The organism is Clostridium cavendishii DSM 21758 (assembly GCF_900141845.1).
GTDB lineage: Bacteria > Bacillota > Clostridia > Clostridiales > Clostridiaceae > Clostridium_AG > Clostridium_AG cavendishii.
The window spans coordinates 71,892-95,136 of sequence record NZ_FQZB01000009.1 but is presented as its reverse complement, the minus strand read 5'-3'; the positions used below and the strand labels follow the sequence as shown (position 1 = coordinate 95,136).

Below are 23,245 nucleotides of genomic sequence, written 5' to 3'. Positions count from 1 at the left end.
AAAATAACAATGAACTGGAGGGGAATTTAATGGATGTAGTAAAAATAGTAAAAGAGGTTTTTTGTGAAGCAGTTGGCATTATTGCAATGTATTATTTGATATTATCATTTTTTGGAATAATAAGGTTTAATAAGAAAAGTAATGTAAGTCCCCAAAAAAGTTTTGCTATGATAGTAGCAGCTCATAATGAAGAAGCAGTTGTAAAAGATGTAATAGAAAGTTTAAACAATTTAAATTATCCTAAAGAATTATACGATGTTTTTGTTATAGCTGACAATTGTACGGATGATACTGCAGCAATAGCGAGAAGCCTTGGAGCAAATGTTTTTGAGAGATTTGAAAAAGAAAAAAGAGGAAAAGGTTTTGCACTAGAGTGGATGTTTGATAAAATTTTTAGAATGGAAAAAAAGTATGATGCTGTAGCAATTTTTGATGCAGACAATCTTGTTTCTAAAGATTTTCTTTTGGAGATGAACAAAAAGCTTGTTAAAGGATATAAAGTAGTACAAGGGTATTTAGATTCTAAGAATCCAAAAGATACATGGATAACAGGTTGTTATTCTATATCGTTTTGGAGTTCTAATAGGCTTTTACAAATGTCTAGAAGCAATTTAGGACTTTCAAGTCAATTAGGTGGAACTGGATTTTGTATTGAAACAAATACTTTAAAAGAGTTAGGCTGGGGAGCTACTTGTTTAACAGAGGATTTAGAGTTTACTTGTAAATTGGTGTTAAATGGGCACAAAGTTGGATGGGCTCATGAAGCCGTAGTATATGATGAAAAACCGCTTACTTTAGCTCAATCTTGGTCTCAAAGAAAAAGATGGATGCAAGGTTTTGCAGATGTTTCAAGTAGATATTTTTTTAAACTTATGAAAAGGGCCTTTACAAAATTTGATTTTGTTGCTTTTGATTGTGCAATCTATAGCATTCAACCTATATTATTAATACTTTTTGGTATATCTATGCTTATAACAGTTTATGATCAATCTGGTAAGTTGCTAGATTACATATATAATATTATGAAATCTGGTTTTTCTTTTTCGAGTATAAACATGGGCTTAATTTCATTACTTATTTTACAATTTATATATACACCATTTGTATTGATTTTAGATAAGAAATTGAACTTTAAAATTTTCTTATATTATATATTACCAATGCCTATTTTTGCGTTAACTTGGGTTCCTATATCTATTCAAGGTATAATAAATAAAGATAAAAAAGAATGGTCTCATACAAAACATACAAGAAGTATAAATATACAAGAATTAGAACAAGTTAATTGATTTTAAAAATAACTCAAACAAAATAGTTTGAGTTATTTTTTAAAATTTTAATAAACTAAAGGATTTTTATATTTTATGTTGAATATAAAGAAGAGGTGTTTGAATTGATTTCTAATTAAGATAACAAAGGAGGTATAGAGTACGCAAAATGATTGGATATGTTGTTGGGCTTGACTTAGGTAGTGCTATTATAAATGCTACTTTAGCAGAAGAAAATAACAATGGTGAATTTCAGATATTACATTCAGTAAGTAAAGAATCTAAAGGTATTATTAAAGGAAATATTGTAGATATAGACAAAGCATCAATTGTTATAAAAGAATGTATTAATGAGCTTATTAAGCAGAGCAATGTACATATAAAAGGAATTTATGTTGGTGTAGGTTCATATAATGGGCGTATTGTATCTAAAAAGAATATATATTATACTGATACTGATAATGAAATTATTACTAGAAAAAATATAGAAAAACTTATAGATATGTCTAAAAATGTATCTTTAACAGATAAGGAAATTGTGGTACAATGTATTGTAAACAATTTTTATAATAAAGAGATGGGGATTGTATATAACCCTACTAATAAAAAATGTACTAGTTTAGAATTAAATTCAGATATATTTATTTCTCAAAAAGAACTTTTAAATAATATTAAAAAGGCAGTAATTACAGCTGGTTTTGAGGTAAGTGGTTTTACTTTAAGAATAAATTCATTAAAAAAAATATTTTTAGGAGAAAAAACAGCCACATCTAATATGTTATTAATAGATGTAGGTGCTGAAAAAACAGAAATAGCTTTCTATAAGAATAATGAGTTAGTTGCACTGTCTTACATACCTTTAGGTGGAGAAAATATTACAAATGATTTGGCAATATGTGCATCCATTCCAAAGGAAGAAGCAGAAACTATTAAAAAAACATATAGTTCTTGCTTTATTAGAAAATTAGAAGATGAGAACAGTTTCAAAGCTGGTAATTATGAAATAGACAATAAGTTGTTTTATAATGTTATTATAGCTAGAATAGATGAAATTATTAATTTCATTTATGAAGATTTACTTAATAGTGGTTTTTACGAGGAAATAGATAGTTTAATTCTATTAGGCAATGGACTTAATTATTTTGAAGGAATAAAGAGGATTTTTGAAGAAAAATTCAAAAAAAAGGTTATTAATATAACAAAATATGATTTAGATATTAAAGATTCATCAGCAATTACTTCAATAGCTATTGTTAAAGATGCCTATGATAATGTAAAATTAGTATATGATGAAAATAATATACCAGGAAAAGAAATAACAAATACTGATGAAAGAAAGAAAGATAGTATTAGCAGTAAAAATACGTACTTAAAAAAAATAAGAGGATTTTTTGACTTTTAAAGGAGGAATTGTTTTGTTAGATTTTGATGTTGATATGCATGATTTTGCAAATATTAAAGTAATAGGTTGTGGTGGCGGAGGAAGTAATGCCGTAAATAGAATGATAGTTGAAGGACTTAAAAATGTTGAGTTCATAGCTATAAATACGGACAAGCAAGCGTTAATGCTTTCACATGCAACACAAAAAATACAAGTAGGAGATAAACTTACAAAAGGTTTAGGAGCAGGAGCTAATCCTGAAATAGGTAAAAAAGCAGCAGAAGAAAGTAAGGATGAAATATCAGAAGCTATTAAAGGTTCCGATATGGTATTTATAACTGCCGGAATGGGTGGTGGAACAGGAACCGGTGCAGCACCAGTAGTAGCAGAGATAGCTAAATCTATGGGTATACTGACAGTTGGAGTTGTAACTAAACCTTTCCCATTTGAAGGAAGAAGAAGAATGAAACATGCTGAAATGGGAATAGAAAATCTTAAACAAAGGGTAGATACTTTAGTTACTATACCTAACGAAAGATTACTTACAATGGTAGATAAAAAGACTACTTTATTAGATTCATTTAAACTTGCAGATGATGTTTTAAGACAAGGTGTTCAAGGAATATCTGACCTTATAACAATACCAGGAGTTATAAACTTAGACTTTGCAGATGTAAGAGCTGTAATGCTTGATAAGGGATTAGCTCATATGGGAGTTGGAACTGGAACTGGTGATACAAGAGCTCAAGATGCAGCTAAACAAGCTATATCTTCACCATTACTTGAAACATCAATAGTTGGGGCTACTGGAGTGCTTTTAAATGTAACTGGTGGCGTTGACTTAGGAATGCTAGAAATAAATGAAGCAGCAGAGATAGTTCAAGATGCAGCTGACCCAGATGCAAATATAATATTTGGAGCTGTAATTGATGAAACTTTAAAGGATGAAATTAGAATAACTGTTATAGCGACAGGTTTTGAAAAAGAGATTGTTCAAAGAGGAAACAATATAGCAGAAACTAAAGAAGCACCTAATAAAGAAGAAACAGTTAAAGCTAAAGAAGAGGCAGCAGCTACAGTTGAAACAATTAATATAGGTGATGAATTAGATATACCAGCTTTTTTGAGAAGAAGAAAATAATGTTTAAAAGGATGTAGTTTTACATCCTTTATTTTTAGTGTAAAATGGAAAAAAATGTAATAATTATTGGAATGAATTTTAGAATATCTCCATATGTTTTGACAAAATTTTACTGTTTTAAGTCTTATAATGTATTTAAGGAGTGAAGGCAATGGATGTTTATGTTGATGTTGTAGTTTTGGAGAATTTTATAATTAATTTTTTTTTGCTATTAATCACTATTAATATAGTTAAAATAAGGGGGGATAATAAACGGTTAATATTATCTAGCATAATTGGAGCTTTATATACTCTTCTTATGTTTGTACCAGAGGCTACAATATTAGTTTCATTACCTGTAAAACTTATGATAGCATTTATTATGATAGTGATAGTAGCTTGGAAGAAAAATTTTCTTTTTTATATAAAAAGTTATTTATGCTTTTTGATGTTATCATTTATACTTTGTGGAATATGCTTTGGATTTGCCTTATTTCAGAATCCTTATTCTTTTCAAGAAGGTTATAGAATGGACAATTACTTATACAAATATTTATTATTAGGAATAATAACTTTATATATTTTAATAAATAGAGTAGTATTTTTTATTAAAGATCGTATAAGTGTTTCAAAACTTATTTATGATTTAGAAATTGAGTATAAAGGTAAACAAATAAATGTAAAAGGCTTTTTAGATACAGGTAATTCATTAGTTGAACCTGTTACTTCTTTACCAGTAATAATTTTAGAAAAAAATTTTTTAAATGATATAAAAATAGATGAAGATAGGTGTTTTTATATACCCTATAAGGTTGTTGATGGATTTAATGATAAGTTAATTGGATTCAAGGCTGATAGAGTAAAAATATCTAGTCAAAATGGATTTAGTTATGTAGTGAAGGCAGTTATATGCCTTTGTGATATTAAATTGAGTAAAGATGATGAATTTGTAGCTTTGTTATCGAGAGGAGTAATTTAGGGGTGTGGTATTATGATTAGACTTAAAATTTTATTTAACAGATTTTTATCAAAGTTTAAAATTTTTATACAAGGGGTATATTATGTAGGTGGAAATGATGCATTGCCACCTCCGCTTACAAAGGAAGAAGAAGAGGACTTAGTGCTTAAACTAATGCATGGAGATGAAAGTGTTAGAAGCGTTCTTATAGAAAGAAACCTGAGATTAGTTGTATATATAGCAAGAAAATTTGAAAATACAGGGGTTGGAGTAGAAGACTTAATATCAGTTGGAACAATAGGACTCATAAAAGCTGTAAATACATTTAATCCTGAAAAGAAGATTAAGCTTGCAACATATGCATCTAGGTGCATAGAAAATGAAATTTTAATGTATTTAAGACGTAATTCAAAAGTTAAAGCAGAGATATCTTTCTATGAACCATTAAATATTGACTGGGATGGAAATGAATTGCTTTTATCGGATATTTTAGGAACTGATAATGATATAGTTTATAATTTAATAGAGGATGAGGTAGATAAACAATTACTCTTTCTTGCTATGAAAAATTTATCTGAAAGAGAAAAAGAAATAGTAAAATTGAGATTTGGTTTATATGGAAGCAGGGAAAAAACCCAAAAAGAGGTGGCAGATATGCTAGGTATATCACAATCTTATATATCTAGATTAGAAAAAAAGATAATAAAAAGATTAAAAAAAGAAATTAGTAGGATGGTATAATTAAGTATAAAAATCAACTCTATAGGTAATAATTTAAATGCAGTATTTAATTACTTCTAAGGGGTTGATTATAAATGATTGTCAATAAGGTTGAAATTTGCGGAGTTAATACGGCTAAGTTACCTGTTTTAAAGGAACGTGAGATGAAAGAATTACTTGTAAGAATGAAAAACGGGGAAGAAGAATGTAGAGAAATATTTATAAAGTCGAATTTAAGGTTGGTATTAAGTGTTATACAAAGATTTAATAATAGAGGAGAAAATGTGGATGATTTATTTCAAGTAGGATGTATAGGGCTTATGAAGGCTATAGACAATTTTGATTTAACTCAAAATGTTAAGTTTTCTACATATGCAGTTCCTATGATAATAGGCGAAATAAGAAGGTACCTAAGAGACAATAATTCTATAAGAGTAAGTCGCTCTTTAAGAGACATTGCATATAGAGCACTTGTTGTAAGAGATAAATTAGTTAATGATAATAATAAAGAACCAACCATATCTCAAATTGCAAAAGAATTAAATTTGCCAAGAGAGGAAGTTGTATTTGCATTAGATGCGATTCAAGATCCAGTATCATTATTTGAACCTATATACCATGATGGAGGAGATGCTATCTATGTTATGGATCAAATAAGTGATACTAAAAATCAAGATGATAGTTGGCTTGAGAATATATCTATAAAAGAAGGGATGAAAAAATTAAATCCTAGAGAAAAACTTATATTAACATTAAGATTTTTTAACGGAAGAACTCAAATGGAGGTTGCGGAGGAGATTGGAATATCTCAAGCACAAGTATCAAGGTTAGAAAAAACTGCATTAAGACATATGAAGAAATACATATAGAGCTCTTATGAGCTCTATTTTAAATTTGTAGAAAAATATTTAGATTTGGTAGTTATGAATAATTTATTTTAGAGTAGTATATAAAAGAATAATAGGATTAATAATAAATTTATTACCTTAGTAGCTTAATATATATGGTAAAATTTTTATATAATATTTGGCAGATAGTAATCATACTAATATAATAACTATAAATAATGAGAGGTGATTATATGGAACTTATGATGTATTCTGTTAATAATTTAAAGACTATGGAAGTGATAGATATAAATTTAGGAAGTAAGCTTGGGTTTGTTAGAGATATTAAATTCGATTGTGATGAGAATAGGATAGTTTCTCTTATAGTTCCAGTCCAAGCACAATCGTGGTTTGGTAAAATGGACATGTTAGAAATAATGTGGGATGAAGTTTATAAGATAGGGGTAGACGTAATATTAGTTAAAACAGAAGCTAAAATACACGAAGAGGTATAGTAAATTAAAGAAAAAATGTGTATAATATAGATACTCTTTTATAGAAAGGCGTGAAGAAAATGAGATGTCCATATTGTTTATATGAGGAAAGCAAAGTTGTGGATTCTAGATCTACAGATGATTATAGTACTATAAGAAGAAGAAGAGAGTGTCTAAAATGTAGTAAAAGGTATACAACTTATGAAAAGGTTGAGGATATACCAGTGTTAGTAGTTAAAAAGGATTTAACAAGAGAGAGTTTTAATAAAGAAAAAATTGTAAATGGGTTAATCAAAGCTTGTCAAAAGAGACCTGTATCAAGAGAACAAATAGAAGAAATAGCAGATGAGGTAGAAAAGAATATAAGTAATAAGATGATTACAGAAATAAAGTCTGAAATTCTTGGAGAAATGATAATGGATAAACTTAAATATATAGACGAGGTGTCATATGTTAGATTTGCCTCTGTTTACAGACAGTTTAAGGATGTTAATACTTTTATGGAAGAAATCAAGAATCTTATGAACTATAGAGATGGTAAATAGAGCTACAAATGTAGTTCTATTTTTTTATAAAAAATATTCAAAAAATATAAATGATGGTATACTTATGTTAAGAATGGGTTAATTTCAGTTAAAATATTTAAGCTTATATTTTTAAATAATAAAGTAAATGTTAAAATTAATAAAAAGGTAGTGGTAATGTGATTAATAATATGAAGATTGTAAATGGCGATATAAAGATTAAGAATGATAAAATTAACATATATTTTACAACAGCAGAAGCTAGTATAGATTATAAAATAGGATTAGGGGAGGGAGAAAAATCAATAAATATTTTAGAAAATAAATTAAATTTAAAAAAAATTTATTTTTTGAAGCAGATTCATAGTGATAAGATAATAAACACAAATGACATTAATAATGATTTAATAGTAGAAGGCGATGCACTTATCTCAAACAAAAGAGATATTGGCATAGGTGTTTTTACTGCCGATTGTGTTCCAGTAATAGCTTATGATAAAGAAAAAGAAATAATAGCTGCTATTCATAGTGGGTGGAGAGGCACATATGATAATATAGTAGGAAAAACCATAGATAAAATGATTAAAGACTATGGATGCAGTAATATAGAAACTATTATAGGACCACATATAAAAGAATGTTGTTATGAGGTATCTATGGAAATAGTAGATAAGTTTAATGAAAAATATAACTATAAAACTAAAAGTAGAAACATAAGTATTGAAAGTTATATAAAAGAACAATTAGAAAAATATAATGAAGTTAAAAAAATAGATAATGTTAATCTATGTACTTTTTGTTCAGATAAACCTAAGTTTTATTCTTATCGTAAAGAAGGAGATTTAGCGGGGAGAATGTTTTCGTTTATATTTTTAAATTAGTGGAGGGTACTATGGCAGAGGAAAAAATATTAATTGTAGATGATGAAGAACATATAGTGGAACTATTAAAGTTCAATTTGGAAAGTTCAGGATTCAAAGTTATAACAGCATATAATGGAATAGATGCACTTAAAATAATAAAGGAAGAACATCCTAAGCTAGTATTGCTTGATTTGATGTTGCCAGGACTAGATGGATATGATGTTTGCAAGGAAGTAAGAAGAGACCCATTAATATCTAATATTTCAATAATAATGATAACAGCTAAGGGAGATGAACTAGATAAGATTTTGGGCTTAGAACTTGGTGCAGATGATTATATAACCAAACCATTTTCAGTTAGAGAGTTAGTAGCAAGAGTTAAAGCTGTACTTAGGAGAATAGGGAATAATACAAGCTTTGAAAAAGTGTTTACAATAGGAAATATAAAGGTGGACTTTTTAAAGCATGAAGTCTTAAAAAATGGAGAAAAAATAGATTTAACACTTAAGGAATTTGAATTACTAGAAACTCTAATTAAAAATAGGGGGAAAGTTTTAACTAGAGACACTCTGCTTGATAAAATATGGGGATATGAGTATATAGGAGAAACTAGAACTGTAGATGTTCATATAAGACACTTAAGAAAAAAAGTTGAAGATGATGATAAAAATCCTAAATATATAGAGACTATAAGAGGAATAGGTTATAGATTTTCAAGTGGAGAATAGACAATATGAAAAAGAAAATAATTATATCTGTAATAATAACTATAGCTTTTTCATTGATTGTTTTAACATCATGCTTTATAGCTATTTCAAATTATCAATATATAGATAGTATAAAGAGTAGTTTAGCACATTATAATATACTACTCGAAGAAACCATACTTGATGAAAGTAAGGATAACAATCAAAGATTTGATGCTATAAAAAGATTAGGAGAAGATATTAGATTTAGTTATATAAATAAGGATGGAAAAGTAATTTATGATACAGATACAGAGCTAGATAAATTAGATAATCATCAAAATAGAGAAGAAATAGTAATGGCAAAAAAAACTGGTTCAGGGACTAGTGTAAGGTATAGTAAAACTTTAAATAAAAATATGGTTTACTGTGCTAGCAAGCTTAGAGATGGAAGTATTGTAAGAACATCAGTACCTATGAACAATGTAAAGATATTTCAAAATGAAAATATAAAATATTATTTAATTATATTAGTATTTGTAATAATATTATCAATATTATTATCAATAAAACTTACAAAAATGATTATAGCACCTGTTAAGGAATTACAATTCATAACTTCAAGAATAGCTAAGGGCGAACTTGATAGAAGAGTAAATATAAGATCAGTAGATGAGCTTGACAGTCTTGGAAAGACTTTTAATAATATGGCAGATCAACTTAATCATACCATGGATGAACTTATAGATAAACAAAATAGACTTCAAGCAATTCTTAAGAGTATGGATAGTGGAGTAATAGCTGTAGATAGACTTCATAGGGTAATAATGATAAATCCATATGCAAAAAAAATATTTGGAATAGAGAAAGATATTATAGGTGAGCAACTAATAGACCATATTAGAGATTTTGAATTTGATAGTGTTTTTGATAGTAGTGATGATTATAAGGAAATCAAGATAATATGGCCAAAAGAAAGAGAACTTAGAATTAGAACTGCTGAAATAATAAATGGAACAGAGCATATGGGTACGGTTGCAGTAGTTCAAGATATTACGGATATTAAAAAGCTTGAGAATATGAGATCACAGTTTGTTGCCAATGTTTCACACGAACTAAAAACTCCATTAACATCAATTAAAGGTTTTGCGGAAACTTTAAAGTATGTAGATGATGAGGTTAATAAAGAAAAATTTCTAAATATAATAAATGAAGAAGCAGAAAGGTTAACAAGACTTATTAATGATATATTAACACTTTCTAATATAGAACAAAACAGTGTTCCTGTTAAAGAGTGGTTTTTGCCAGAAGATATAATAGACAATGTATATACGCTTATGAAAATAGAAGCTGAAAAGAAAAATATAAATTTTGTTTTAGTCAAGAATAGCAATGTTGAAATTAAAGGAGATCCAGACAAGTTTAAACAAATGATTATAAATTTAGTTGAAAATGCTATAAAATATTCAGAAGAAAAAGATAGTGTTACTGTAAAAACTGAATTTGTAAGTGGTAAAGTTATTATAACAGTTGATGATACTGGTCCTGGAATTCCTGAAAGAGATCTTTCAAGGATATTTGAAAGATTTTATAGAGTTGATAAAGCAAGGTCTAGATCTAAGGGCGGGACTGGATTAGGGCTTGCTATTGTAAAACATATTGTAAAATCTTTCAATGGAAATATAGATGTATATAGTAAGCTTGGGGAAGGAACTAAATTTGTAGTATCTATAAAAGCTAAAAAAAAGAAATAAGTTTAACGAAGTCATGATAAACTTTATGAAGTTTGTTATGACTTTTTGTTATATGCAAGAATTTATTAAATTATATTTAAAAATAAAAATTTTAAAAAGAAGCGAATACTCAATATAGTTAATACTATTAACTGCGAATAGCAAAATTAAACTTAAATTTTTATTTAACAAAGGCATAACAATATATTTACATATTTGCAATATAGAGCAATCTGAATTTTACAATCGTTAAGTAAAATAATCTTACATATTAATGAGAAAAATGTGAAAACAAAAATATTTTATAATTATGTAAAAAATACGCAAAGTTTAAATAATAAGTTTTTAGGAGTACAAGAAGCTAGCTATGAAGGAATGAACATAGTTAATTTAGCTACATATGAGGTAAAGGAAAAATCTTATAATATAGATGAGATGGTAGATCTTGAATAATTGGTTTTGTGAATTTAGAGAATAAACTAGTGGGAATAGAAATTAAATCTGTGAAAATGTATAAAAAAATAAGGTATATATAAAATAGTAATGAAGAAGGCATTAATTTTATAAATAAACTTAAATGTAGAATGAAATAAGCAAGGAAATATTAAATTTAGATAAATATTTAGAAAAGTTTAAGGTAAATGTTAAATAACCTTAACAAAAGCATAAAAATGCTTAACATAGGTCTAATCTTTACTTAACTTAAGGCATGTATTATTAATATTGTAAGATGTATACAAAAAATATTTATATAAAATTTGGAGGGTAATATTATGAAAAATAAAAGAGTTAGGGTGACGATAGCAGCATTAGCTGTAACTATGATAGCAGGAGTTATAGTTGGGTGTGATAAGAAAGAGGAAAAAAAGACATCAGGTGATAACAAAGTAACAGGATCAATACAAATATCAGGTTCATCAGCCATGGGAGAATTTGTTGAAAAATCAGCTGCTGATTTTAAGGCGAAAAATCCAGATGCAAACATAAGTGTACAAAGCAACGGAAGTGGTACTGGGCTTACACAAGTTTTACAAGGAAATGTGGACATAGCTAACTCAGATATATTTGCAAATGAAAAATTAACAGAAGATCAAGCTAAAGAGTTACAAGATCATCAGGTTTTGGCAGAAGGTTTTGCAATAGTAACAAATAAAGATGTAGCAGTAAAAACTCTTAAAAAAGATGAAATAAAAAAAATATTCTCAGGTGAGATTAAAAACTGGAAAGATGTTGGAGGTCCAGATGAAGATATAACACTAGTTCACAGACCTTCTTCTTCAGGAACTAGAGCAACATTTATAAAAACAATTTTAGATGGTAAAAAAGAATTAGAAAATGATAAGATTGGTATTACACAAGATAATAATGGTTCGGTAAGAACTGCATTAGAAAAAACAAAAGGAGCTGTAAGTTATGTAGCTTTATCAGCTGTAGTATCGGAAGAAGCTAAAAAGGCTTTAAATGTTTTGGAAATAGATGGTGTTTCTTCTAGTAAAGAAAATATATCAACAGGAAAATATCCATTCTGGTCATGGGGGCATATGTATACAAAAGGTGAAGCAAAAGACTTATCAAAGGCCTTTATAGAATTTATAAAAAGTGATGCAAATAAACAAAATCTTGAAAAGTTCGGTTTTGTTTCAGGCGCTGAAATGAAAGTTAAATAAATTTAAAAGCATAAGACTGGCTTAATTTTGCCGGTCTTATATTTTAAGGTATATTAGACTATTATTTTCATTCATATGTCTAAAGAATAAAAATTAAAAGGAATGTGCAATATGAGAAAAAGAAGTTTTTGGCAAAAATTTAAAAATGAATATATAGGTAAAGGGTTTGCATATGTTTGTGGAATGCTAATTGTTTCTATAACACTTTCAATAATATTTTTTATAGCTACAAAAGGAATAAATACATTTATAAAAGATGGGTATTCCTTAAGTCATTTTTTAACATCAACAGAATGGAAGCCAGATGATGATAATCCTAGTTTTGGAGCTTTAGTTTTTATTTCTGGTTCATCCTTTGTTTCAATTGGAGCTGTTTTATTAAGTACTCCTATAGCTATAGGGCTTGCGATATTTATGAATATGATATCTCCAAAGCTTTCGAAAAAGATTTTACAACCAGCATTAGAACTTTTTGTAGGGATACCTTCAGTAGTGTATGGATGGATTGGTGTAAGTGTTTTAGTTCCTCTTATAAAGAACAATTTTGGAGGATTAGGATTTAGTTTAGGAGCAGCAATGTTGGTTTTGAGTGTGATGATATTGCCAACTATAGCATCAATTGCATCTGATTCTATAAAGTCTATGCCAAGAGAGTATATTGAGGCATCTTATGGCCTTGGAGCTACTAGATGGCAGACTATATATAAAGTTGTTATTCCATCTTGTAAGCAAGGAATACTTACAGGTGTTGTATTAGGCCTTGCAAGAGCATTTGGAGAAGCACTTGCTGTACAAATGGTAATAGGAAATACATTTAAAATGGCAACATCATTAAACTCATCAACTAGTACACTTACAAGTGTTATAACTATGGATATGGCTAATGTTCCATTTGGAACAGCATGGAATGATGCTTTGTGGTCATTAGCATTTATATTATTAATAATTTCATTTTTATTTATTTTATTAATTAGAAAAATAGGAAATAGGGGTGAAGCTTAATGAATGCAAAGAAAGTGGATAAGGTAGCAACGATAATATTATATTTAATAGCTGGATTTGTAGTAGCTTTACTTGGTATTTTCATAATTTATATATTATACAGAGGTAGAAATAATATATTTGACTTTAACTTTATATTTGGATCACAAAAGCTAGGTGAAGCTGGTGGTGGAATAGGAATGCAACTTTTTAACTCATTTTATATGCTTTTAGTATCACTTATTATAACTATACCTATTGGATTAGGTGCAGGTATATTTTTAGCTGAGTATGCAAAGGAAGGGAAAATTGTACGATTTATAAGGTTATGTATAGAAACAATGGCAGCACTTCCATCAATAGTTGTAGGCCTTTTTGGACTTTTAATATTTGTGACTATGTTTAAATTAGGATATTCAATACTTGCAGGTGCACTATCAGTTAGTATTTTAAATTTGCCAGCTTTGACAAGGGTGTCTGAAAATGCAATAAGAGAATCATCTAAAAAGGTTAAAGAGGCTTCTTTAGGTCTTGGAGCAACAAAATGGCAAACTATAAAGAAAGTGATATTACCATCTGCTATGCCACAAATATTAACTGGAATTATACTTGCGGCTGGTAGAATATTTGGAGAAGCTGCGGCATTTTTATACACAGCAGGGATGACAGGTAATCTTTATAAATTTGATGCTTTTAGCTTAACTGATAAAGTTTCATCCTTTAGTTTGTTTAGACCAGCAGAAACTCTAGCTGTACACATATGGAAGGTTAATTCAGAATCAAGTTCACCAGATGCTTTTCAGATAGCAAATGGAACATCAGCAGTACTTATAATAGTGGTTTTGTTATTTAATATAACAGCCAGATTACTTGGTAATAAGTTATATAAAGCTTATAGTGGGAAGTAGGAGGAGAAAATATGACTATAATAAAGGCAGAAAAATTAAATTTATTTTATGGAACTAACCAGGCGCTTAAAAATATAAACTTGGAAATAAAGGAGAACACTGTTACAGCTCTTATAGGACCATCAGGATGTGGAAAATCTACATTTTTAAGAACTATAAACAGAATGAATGATTTAATAGAAGGTGTTAAGATTAATGGAAGGGTGTTATTTGAGGGGAAAGATATATATAGTGATTATGACGAAATATTTCTAAGAAAAAGAGTAGGCATGGTTTTCCAAAAACCAAATCCATTTCCAATGTCTATATATGATAATATAGCTTATGGACCAAGAATTCATGGCATTAAAGATAAGGAAAAATTAGATGAAATAGTGGAAAAAAGCTTAAAAGGAGCTGCACTTTGGGAAGAAGTTAAAGATAGACTAAAAAAAAGTGCATTAGGCTTGTCAGGAGGTCAACAACAAAGACTTTGTATTGCAAGAACATTAGCTGTAGAGCCAGAGATTTTACTTATGGATGAACCAACATCAGCACTAGATCCAATATCAACAAGCAAAATAGAAGAACTTATGGATGATTTAAAGAAAAAATATACTGTAATAATAGTTACTCATAATATGCAACAAGCTGGAAGAATAGCCGATAATACAGCCTTTTTCTTAAATGGTGAAATAGTAGAGTATGGGAAAACAGAAGACATATTTTATAAACCAAAAGATAAAAGGACTGAGGATTATATAACAGGAAGATTTGGATAAAATATTAAGGGGTGATTTTTATGACAAGAACAACTTTTGACATGGGACTTAAGCAACTTCATAATGAAATAATAAAAATGGGAAGTATAGTTGAAAAACAAATACATCATTCAGTAGAATCTCTTGTGAATCAAAATATAGAAGAAGCAGATAAGGTTATAGGGGATGACGACTTAGTAGATAATCTTCAAAAGGAGATAGAAGATAAATGTATAAAGTTTATTGCTATGGAACAACCTTTAGCTATTGATCTTAGAAATATATTTACGGCTACAAAAATAGTAACTGATTTGGAGCGTATGGCAGATCATGCTGTAGATATAGCAAAGATAACAAAAAGATTAGCTAAAGAAAATTACATGAAGGAACTCATTCATATACCAGAAATGGCTACTATAGTTAAAAAAATGATAAAAGAGTCTATAGATGCTTATATAACTAATGATGTAGATAAAGCTTATGATATATGTAAAAAAGATGATGAAGTAGATACTATATATAGACAAATCTTTGAAGAATTAATAGTATTTATGAGAGATAAGCATAGCCATGTTGAGCAGGCGTCACAGCTTTTATTTGTTTGTAAATATTTAGAAAGGATAGCTGATCATGTTACAAATATTTGTGAATGGACTATATATTTAGTTACTGGGAAATTTGTAGATTTAAATGATTAGGGAAAAAACTAGCCTTATTTGAGGTTAGTTTTTTTATATACATAAGAAATTATAGAATTAATCATATCAATATTTTGGAATAATATAAATGCAATTATAGAATATAATATGCAAAAACAATTTCTAATTATATAACTTATCTTTTTCTTTCAGTTGACTATAATATCTAATTAATGTATTATTACATATTGATAAAGTATTTAAAAAATAAGGAGTGAGAAGATGAAAAATAAAATTTCTAAAATAGAAATTGGTGGCATTGCTGAAGAATTGGGGATAGAAGTTGGAGATATGCTTTTATCTATAAATGGCACTGAAATAAAGGATATTATAGATTATAAATTTCTTCTTGCTGATGATTATATTGAAGTGGAAATAGAAAAAGTTAATGGAGAAGTTTGGGAACTTGAAATAGAAAAAGATTTTGACGAAGATTTAGGTGTTGAATTTGAAGACGCTATTTTAGATACTGCAAAAAGATGCAGTAATAACTGTATGTTTTGTTTTATAGATCAAAACCCTAAAGGTATGAGAGAAACTTTATATTTTAAGGATGACGATTCAAGGTTAAGTTTTTTACAAGGTAACTTTGTTACTCTTACAAATATGAAGGATGAAGATATTGATAGAATAATAAGATATAGAATAAGTCCCATAAATGTATCAGTACATACTACAAATCCAGAATTAAGAGTAAAGATGCTTAATAATAGATTTGCTGGTAAAGTTTATGAAAGACTTAAAAGGCTTGCAGAGGCTGATATAACAATTAATGCCCAAATAGTTTCTATTCCTGGTGTTAATAATGGCGAGGAACTTCTAAATACAGTAGAGGATTTATATAAATTATATCCAGCTGTTCAAAATGTAGCAGCTGTACCAGTTGGAATAACTAAATTTAGAGAAGGATTACCTATACTTAATACATATGATAAAGAAAGCTCAAAAAAAGAAATTTTGGATATTGAAGGACTTCAACAAAAGTATATTAAGGAAATAGGAAATCCATTTATAAGACTTGCAGATGAATTTTATGTTATGGCTGAAAAGGAAGTACCATCTGCTGATTTTTATGGTGAATATGAACAATTACAAGATGGTATTGGAATGATTAGACTTTTAAGGGATACCATAAAAGAAGAAATTGAAAATTTAAATCAAAATAAAAAAGGAAGCTTTGCTTTTGTAACAGGTACATCAGCTTATGATGAAATAAAACATGTGGCTGATATGATATCTGAACGCAATAAAAATATAAAAATAGATGCATTTAAGATAATTAATGAATTCTATGGAGAGACAATAACTGTAGCTGGACTTTTAACAGGTGGAGATATTATAAATCAGTTAAAGGGAAAAATAGACTTTAAGTACTTAATAATGCCGGAAAATATGTTTAGAAAAGGTTATGAATTAAGTAATTCAAAAGAGCAAATAATGCTAGACGATAAAAAAATATCAGATATAGAAGAAGCATTAGATGTTCAGGTTATTGTTTGCAAAATTACAGGAGAAGATTTAATAAGCTTAATAAACGAACATTTAGAGGAGGAAATATAATGGGAAAACCTATAGTTGCTATAGTTGGAAGACCTAATGTTGGTAAGTCAACACTTTTTAATAAATTAGCAGGAAAGAGAATTTCAATAGTTCAAGATACACCAGGTGTAACTAGAGACAGAGTATATGCAGAGGCAGAATGGTTACGTCATACATTTACAATGATAGACACAGGCGGTATAGAACCAGAAAATCAAAATATAATAATAAAACAAATGAGAAGGCAAGCACAGCTTGCTATAGAAACTGCGGATGTTATTATATTTGTAGTTGATGGTAAAGAAGGACTTACTGGTGCAGATAAAGAAGTTGCGCAAATGCTTAGAAAGAGTAAAAAACCAGTAGTTTTAGTTGTGAATAAGGTTGATACAATTAAAGAAGAAGATAATGCATGGGAATTTTATAATTTAGGTATAGGGGATCCAGTAACAATATCATCATCTCAAGCTCTTGGTCTTGGAGATATGCTAGATAGAGTTGTTGAATATTTTCCAAGTGATGATGAAGGCGAAGACGAAGAAGAGGAAAATATAAAAATTGCTATGGTTGGAAAGCCAAACGTAGGTAAATCTTCTCTTATAAATAAACTTCTTGGTGAAGATAGAGTTATAGTATCTAATATACCTGGAACTACTAGAGATTCAATAGATAGCTATTTAGAAACAGAGCAAGGCAAATTTACACTTATAGATACAGCTGGTATAAGAAGAAAAAGTAAAGTTAAAGAAGAAATAGAGAGATATTCGGTAATTAGAACTTTTGCGGCTATAGAAAAGGCTGATGTTGTTATATTAATTATTGATGCACAAGAAGGCGTAACAGATCAAGATGAAAAGATTATAGGTTTTGCGCATGAAATGAAAAAAGCCATAATGGTAATAGTTAACAAGTGGGATCTTATAGAAAAAGATGATAAAACTATGTTAAACTATAAAAAAGATTTACAAGGTAATCTTAAATTTATGCCTTATGCTGAATTTTTGTTTATATCAGCACTTACAGGACAAAGAGTTCATAAAGTACTTGAAATAGCTAAAAAGTGTTATGATAACTACTCTAAGAGAATATCAACAGGTATATTAAATGAAGTTATAAATAGAGCTGTTCTTATGAAAGAACCACCAGTAGTAGCACTTAAGAGATTAAAAATATATTATGCTACTCAGGTTGCAGCAAGACCGCCAAAATTCTTATTCTTTGTTAATGATAAAAGTGCACTACATTTCTCTTATGAAAGATATTTAGAAAATCAATTAAGAGATAGTTTTGATTTTAAAGGAACAGGTATTAATATAGAATATAGGGAAAGGAAGGATAAGTAAATGGAGAAAGTGACTTTTTTAGGCGGGGGAAGTTTTGGAACTGCCCTTAGCATATTACTAGCTAACAAAGGATATGATGTTAGTATCTGGGATAGAGATGAAAAAGTAGTAGATGAAATTAACCTTAAAAGAACAAATGATAAATATATAAAAGGGTTAAACATACCTAAAAATGTCACAGCATTTACAAGTTTAGACAAGGCTTTGAAGGAGAGTAGGTATGTAATACTTGCTGTTCCTTCACATGTCATAAGAATAATTTGTGAAAATATTCTATCAAAGATTAATAAAGATGCAATAATAATAAGTATAGCAAAAGGAATAGAAGAAAGAACTAATCTTAGAATATCGGAAGTTATAAAAAGTGTATTGCCTGAAAATGAGGTAGTTATACTTTCTGGTCCTAGCCATGCAGAAGAGGTAGCGTTAGGTATACCTACAACAATTGTAGCATCCTCAGATAATATGGATTCAGCTAAAAGAGTACAGGACTTATTTATAACATCTAATTTTAGAGTATATACTAATGATGATTTAATAGGTGTTGAAATAGGTGGGGCTGTAAAAAATATTATAGCATTAGCGGCTGGTGTATCAGATGGTATAGGTTATGGAGATAATACAAAGGCTGCACTTATGACAAGAGCTATGACTGAAATAAGTAGAATAGGCCTAAAAATGGGAGGAAGGCTCGAAACATTTTATGGATTAACGGGTATGGGTGATTTAATAGTTACTTGTACAAGTATGCACAGTAGAAATAGAAGAGCCGGAATTTTAATTGGAAAAGGTTATACTAAGGATGAAGCATCTGAAGAAGTTGGTATGGTGGTAGAAGGAATAAAGGCTTGCAAGGCTTTTTATGAACTTAAGGAAAAAGAAAATATATCAATGCCTATAACAGATGTTTTGTATAAGGTTATATTTATGAATAAAGACCCTGAAGAAGCGGTTTTAGAGCTTATGGAAAGAGAAAAGAAAAGTGAATTATTATAAAATGAGTAAGGTAGAAAAAAATTTCTGCCTTACTCATTTTTTAGGTATAAATTTACTTAGACTTAAGTATATATATATTGTTAATAATAAGAAGGAGGGTATATCTTGGAGGAGTTTAACATATACAAGGATATATCAGATAGAACTCAAGGAGATATTTATGTTGGGGTTGTAGGTCCAGTAAGAACAGGTAAATCTACATTTATTAAAAGATTCATGGATCTAATGGTGATACCAAAGATAGAGAATACTTATAAAAAGGAAAGGGCAAAGGATGAACTGCCACAAAGCGGTTCAGGGAAGAGTATACACACAACAGAGCCAAAGTTTGTACCCAATGAAGCTGTGGAAATACAACTTGAAGAAGGAATAAAATTTAAAGTTAGGATGGTAGATTGTGTAGGATACATTGTCAAGGGAGCTTTAGGATATCAAGAGGGCGAAGATACAAAGATGGTAAATACACCATGGTTTGATTATGAAATTCCTTTTGAAGATGCAGCGGAGATAGGAACTAGAAAGGTAATAACAGACCATTCTACTATAGGCTTTGTCATAACTACAGATGGTAGTATTACAGGAATAAATAGAGATGACTACTTAGACGCCGAAGAAAGGGTAATAAATGAACTGAAATTAATTAATAAACCCTTTATTATTGTACTTAATAGCTCTACGCCAACACGTGGAGAAACAGAAAAACTTAAGGAAGATATGGAAGCTAAGTATAATGTACCAGTAGAAATAATGGATGTTGCGAACATGGATCAAAATAATGTAAACAACTTATTTGGTAGAGTACTTAAAGAATTTCCTGTAAAAGAAATTAATATTGATATGCCAGAATGGATAGAAAAGTTGGAACCAGCTCATTGGCTTAAGGTTAACTTTATAAACATAGTTAAAGATATGTGTAAAAACATATTTAAGGTTAGAGATATTAAAGAATGGTTAGATAGTTTAGTTGACGAAGAGTTTTTAGGAGCTACTGAAATTTGTGAAATGAATCTTGGAGATGGAATAGCTAGAATCAAAATGAATCCTCAAAAAGGAATCTTCTACAAGATAATAAGTGAGCTTTGTGGCTCAGATCTTAGTAATGAGAGTGATTTGCTTGCATTAATTAAACAGCTTAATCATGCAAAGATTGAGTACGATAAAGTTGAGGAAGCATTGAAAGATGTTAAGAATACAGGTTATGGTTTAGTGGCACCTCAGCTTTCAGAAATGAAATTTGAGAAACCTGATATTGACAAACAGGGTTCTAAGTATGTAGTTAAATTAAAAGCAAGTGCTCCAAGTTTACATTTAATAAAGGCAGATGTTCAAACTGAAATTTGTCCTATAATGGGAACTGAAAAGGAAACTCAAGAAGTATTTAAGACTCTTCTTGAACAATTTGAAAATGATCCTGAAAAATTATGGCAAAGTAATATGTTTGGAAAATCTTTAGAAATGTTAGTTAAAGAGGGTCTTCAGAATAAGTTGTATAAGATGCCAGACGATATTCAAGCAAAAATACAAAAAACACTTCAGAGGATTATAAATGAAGGTAATGGAAATTTAATTTGTATAATATTTTAAATTTAGAATCAAAGATGGTTGATTTAAAATCAACCATCTTTATTTTTTGTAACAATTCAATACTTATTATTAATAAATAATAAGTATTGACAAAATAAAGAAATTTATTATAATAAAAATATGGAAGTTAACAAATAATAATTTTAAATAAATAATTTAAGAGGTGCGATATATGAAAATTAAATTTCAAGGAAATGAAGTAAATTTATTAGGAACTCAAGTAAAAGTAGGAGAAAAGATAAAAGATTTTAAAGTAGTTAATAATGATTTATCAGAATTGACACTAAAGGATACAAAAGGGGTAAGAATATTTTTAGCTGTTCCATCTGTAGATACTCCTGTTTGTGACTTAGAAGTTGTAACTTTTAATAACAAAATTAAAGAACTACAAGATGTGAATTGTTATACTGTATCAATGGATTTACCATTTGCTCAAGCAAGGTGGTGTCAAGCTAAGTCTATATCAAATGTTAAAGTTGTATCTGATTATAAGGACAGAAGTTTTAGTGAAGCTACTGGAACTTATATTAAAGAACTAGGGTTATTAACAAGAGCAGCTTTTGTAGTTAACTCTGAAAATAAATTAGTCTATGTAGAATATTTAGATGAGATAACAAATCAACCAAAATTTGATGAAATATTAGAAGCAGCTAAAATGGCTAAATAGGAATTCTATCCTTAAGGGGTGACATATATTGTCACCTCTTTTTGCATATATAAATACTTTTATACATATTAATTATAAAGCGAATTTGAGAAGTATATTAAGTAAATATAAAAGTTTTTTATATTTGCTTGAAAAAGGGGTGGAAAAATGAATGGAATTGCATCTATTTTGGTTTTAGCTGGTATTTCTGAGGCTGTTTGGGAAAGCTTAAAGATGATTAGAAAAGATAAAAAATTTGATGTTAATAGGATTGGAGCGATGATTGTTGGGGTTTTACTTTGTATTTTAACAAAAGCTGATATATTGAGTATGGTTGGCTTTGATGTTTCTATACCAATAGTAGGAGAGGTGCTTACAGGACTTTTAATATCTAGAGGAGCAAATTTTATAAATGATCTTTATGGTAGTATATATAATGTCCAGTGTAATACTAAAGAAAAAAACAGAATTACTAACCTTGAATATTATTATAGTTAGAGTATAATCTTATTTGAGATTTATATATTTTTGGAGGATTCAAATGAAAAAAATTGCGGTAGTATTTAATGGTGGAACCATTTCTATGAAGGTGGATGAAAGAATACAGGCTGCTGTACCTAGTTTAACAGCAGAAGAGATAATGGCTATGGTTACTGGAATAGAAGGCTTTGCAAAAATTGAGTCACATAGTTTTTCAAGCCTTCCAAGTCCTCATATAACACCAGATATAATGCTTGATTTATCAAAGTTTGTACAAGAGTTAGTAGAGAGAGATGACATAGATGGGGTTGTAATAACACATGGAACTGATACTCTAGAAGAAACGGCTTATTTTTTAGATTTAACAATTAAGACAGAAAAACCTATAGTGATTACTGGTGCTATGAGAAGTAGTTCAGAACTTGGTTACGATGGACCTTTTAATCTTGCAACATCAATTTGTACTGCTATATCAGAAGAAGCTAAAGCTAGAGGGGTTTTAGTTTGTTTTAATGGAGAACTAAATAGTGCGTCAGAGGTTACAAAAGCAAACTCAATGAGTTTGAATGCTTTTAAAACGCCTAGTTTTGGACCTATAGGTATAGTTGATAACAATAAAGTTATTTTTTATAGAGATGTAATAGAAAATACTTATATTCCTATAGATAAACTAGATAAAAAAGTTGGTCTTATAAAATGTGTAAGTGGTATGGATGAGGATATAGTGAATTTTTACACAAATAATAATTATAGTGGTTTAGTAATAGAGGCCATGGGCAGAGGAAATGTGCCACCTAATATAGTTCCAGCCATAGAAAAAGCTTTACATAAAGGACTTATAATTGTTGTGACTTCAAGATGCTTTGAAGGAAGGGTTTTTGAATCCTATGGTTATATAGGTGGAGGAAAAAATCTTAGAGATTTAGGTGTGATTTTTGGAGAAAGTATGCCTGGGCAAAAGGCTAGAATTAAATTGTTAATATCTTTAAGTGCAAAATTTAAAAAATCTAAAATACAAGATGTATTTGAACAAGGAAGATACATAATTTAATTTGTAAACTTTCTGTTAACAAACCGTTGACTTTATAG

24 protein-coding genes are annotated in these 23,245 nt (G+C 28.9%); all 24 read left to right on the top strand.

The window, feature by feature from the left end:
- Positions 1 to 29 precede the first annotated feature (29 nt).
- The 24 genes from BUB01_RS10605 to BUB01_RS10495 all read left to right on the top strand — a co-directional run bounded on the left by BUB01_RS10605 (position 30) and on the right by BUB01_RS10495 (position 23,207).
- The gene (locus BUB01_RS10605; RefSeq protein ID WP_072987074.1) at positions 30 to 1,289 is read left to right on the top strand and encodes a glycosyltransferase family 2 protein; all 1,260 of its coding nucleotides are present in this window, start codon (positions 30 to 32) and stop codon (positions 1,287 to 1,289) included.
- 148 nt (positions 1,290 to 1,437) lie between these two features.
- Positions 1,438 to 2,670, top strand: coding sequence for a cell division FtsA domain-containing protein (locus BUB01_RS10600; protein ID WP_072987070.1), 1,233 nt, complete (start codon positions 1,438 to 1,440; stop codon positions 2,668 to 2,670).
- A gap of 13 nt (positions 2,671 to 2,683) precedes the next feature.
- Positions 2,684 to 3,790, top strand: a complete 1,107-nt coding sequence (gene ftsZ, locus BUB01_RS10595) for a cell division protein FtsZ (RefSeq protein WP_072987587.1) — start codon at positions 2,684 to 2,686, stop codon at positions 3,788 to 3,790.
- A gap of 151 nt (positions 3,791 to 3,941) precedes the next feature.
- The gene (spoIIGA, locus tag BUB01_RS10590; RefSeq protein WP_072987067.1) at positions 3,942 to 4,748 is read left to right on the top strand and encodes a sigma-E processing peptidase SpoIIGA; all 807 of its coding nucleotides are present in this window, start codon (positions 3,942 to 3,944) and stop codon (positions 4,746 to 4,748) included.
- Between the two features lie 12 nt (positions 4,749 to 4,760).
- Complete coding sequence (sigE, locus tag BUB01_RS10585; RefSeq protein WP_072987064.1) at positions 4,761 to 5,468, top strand: RNA polymerase sporulation sigma factor SigE; 708 nt, start codon at positions 4,761 to 4,763, stop codon at positions 5,466 to 5,468.
- 74 nt (positions 5,469 to 5,542) lie between these two features.
- Complete coding sequence (gene sigG / locus BUB01_RS10580; RefSeq protein WP_072987061.1) at positions 5,543 to 6,316, top strand: RNA polymerase sporulation sigma factor SigG; 774 nt, start codon at positions 5,543 to 5,545, stop codon at positions 6,314 to 6,316.
- 212 nt (positions 6,317 to 6,528) lie between these two features.
- Positions 6,529 to 6,789, top strand: coding sequence for a YlmC/YmxH family sporulation protein (locus tag BUB01_RS10575; protein ID WP_072987059.1), 261 nt, complete (start codon positions 6,529 to 6,531; stop codon positions 6,787 to 6,789).
- Positions 6,790 to 6,848: 59 nt separating this feature from the next.
- On the top strand, positions 6,849 to 7,313 hold the full coding sequence (gene nrdR / locus BUB01_RS10570; protein WP_072987056.1) for a transcriptional regulator NrdR: 465 nt from the start codon (positions 6,849 to 6,851) through the stop codon (positions 7,311 to 7,313).
- Between the two features lie 170 nt (positions 7,314 to 7,483).
- Complete coding sequence (gene pgeF / locus BUB01_RS10565) at positions 7,484 to 8,173, top strand: peptidoglycan editing factor PgeF (RefSeq protein WP_072987584.1); 690 nt, start codon at positions 7,484 to 7,486, stop codon at positions 8,171 to 8,173.
- An 11-nt stretch (positions 8,174 to 8,184) separates the two neighbouring features.
- Positions 8,185 to 8,883, top strand: a complete 699-nt coding sequence (locus tag BUB01_RS10560; RefSeq protein ID WP_072987053.1) for a response regulator transcription factor — start codon at positions 8,185 to 8,187, stop codon at positions 8,881 to 8,883.
- 5 nt (positions 8,884 to 8,888) lie between these two features.
- Positions 8,889 to 10,595 (top strand): sensor histidine kinase, encoded by a 1,707-nt coding sequence (locus tag BUB01_RS10555; protein WP_072987050.1) that lies wholly within the window; start codon positions 8,889 to 8,891, stop codon positions 10,593 to 10,595.
- Between the two features lie 264 nt (positions 10,596 to 10,859).
- The gene (locus tag BUB01_RS23200; protein WP_159433233.1) at positions 10,860 to 11,027 is read left to right on the top strand and encodes a hypothetical protein; all 168 of its coding nucleotides are present in this window, start codon (positions 10,860 to 10,862) and stop codon (positions 11,025 to 11,027) included.
- A gap of 320 nt (positions 11,028 to 11,347) precedes the next feature.
- Positions 11,348 to 12,241, top strand: coding sequence for a phosphate ABC transporter substrate-binding protein (locus tag BUB01_RS10550; protein ID WP_072987047.1), 894 nt, complete (start codon positions 11,348 to 11,350; stop codon positions 12,239 to 12,241).
- A 111-nt stretch (positions 12,242 to 12,352) separates the two neighbouring features.
- The gene (gene pstC / locus BUB01_RS10545) at positions 12,353 to 13,243 is read left to right on the top strand and encodes a phosphate ABC transporter permease subunit PstC (protein ID WP_072987044.1); all 891 of its coding nucleotides are present in this window, start codon (positions 12,353 to 12,355) and stop codon (positions 13,241 to 13,243) included.
- Positions 13,243 to 14,130, top strand: coding sequence for a phosphate ABC transporter permease PstA (gene pstA / locus BUB01_RS10540; protein WP_072987041.1), 888 nt, complete (start codon positions 13,243 to 13,245; stop codon positions 14,128 to 14,130). Before pstC ends, pstA begins: the two co-directional genes overlap by 1 nt.
- An 11-nt stretch (positions 14,131 to 14,141) precedes the next feature.
- Positions 14,142 to 14,891 carry a phosphate ABC transporter ATP-binding protein PstB gene (gene pstB, locus BUB01_RS10535; protein WP_072987039.1) on the top strand — a complete coding sequence of 250 codons (750 nt, stop codon included), beginning with the start codon at positions 14,142 to 14,144 and terminating at the stop codon, positions 14,889 to 14,891.
- Between the two features lie 20 nt (positions 14,892 to 14,911).
- On the top strand, positions 14,912 to 15,568 hold the full coding sequence (gene phoU, locus BUB01_RS10530; protein ID WP_072987036.1) for a phosphate signaling complex protein PhoU: 657 nt from the start codon (positions 14,912 to 14,914) through the stop codon (positions 15,566 to 15,568).
- 222 nt (positions 15,569 to 15,790) lie between these two features.
- Positions 15,791 to 17,128 (top strand): DUF512 domain-containing protein, encoded by a 1,338-nt coding sequence (locus BUB01_RS10525; RefSeq protein ID WP_072987033.1) that lies wholly within the window; start codon positions 15,791 to 15,793, stop codon positions 17,126 to 17,128.
- Positions 17,128 to 18,450 (top strand): ribosome biogenesis GTPase Der, encoded by a 1,323-nt coding sequence (der, locus tag BUB01_RS10520; RefSeq protein ID WP_072987030.1) that lies wholly within the window; start codon positions 17,128 to 17,130, stop codon positions 18,448 to 18,450. The genes BUB01_RS10525 and der overlap by 1 nt, the downstream gene beginning before the upstream one ends.
- A complete protein-coding gene (locus tag BUB01_RS10515; RefSeq protein WP_072987025.1) occupies positions 18,451 to 19,446 on the top strand; it encodes an NAD(P)H-dependent glycerol-3-phosphate dehydrogenase in 996 nt (331 codons plus the stop codon).
- Positions 19,447 to 19,551: 105 nt separating this feature from the next.
- Entirely contained in the window at positions 19,552 to 21,030 is a 1,479-nt protein-coding gene (gene spoIVA / locus BUB01_RS10510) for a stage IV sporulation protein A (protein ID WP_072987022.1), read from the top strand.
- A 172-nt stretch (positions 21,031 to 21,202) separates the two neighbouring features.
- On the top strand, positions 21,203 to 21,697 hold the full coding sequence (gene tpx / locus BUB01_RS10505; RefSeq protein WP_072987019.1) for a thiol peroxidase: 495 nt from the start codon (positions 21,203 to 21,205) through the stop codon (positions 21,695 to 21,697).
- 147 nt (positions 21,698 to 21,844) lie between these two features.
- Positions 21,845 to 22,174, top strand: a complete 330-nt coding sequence (locus BUB01_RS10500; RefSeq protein ID WP_072987016.1) for a hypothetical protein — start codon at positions 21,845 to 21,847, stop codon at positions 22,172 to 22,174.
- A 43-nt stretch (positions 22,175 to 22,217) separates the two neighbouring features.
- Positions 22,218 to 23,207, top strand: a complete 990-nt coding sequence (locus BUB01_RS10495; RefSeq protein ID WP_072987013.1) for an asparaginase — start codon at positions 22,218 to 22,220, stop codon at positions 23,205 to 23,207.
- Positions 23,208 to 23,245 lie beyond the last annotated feature (38 nt).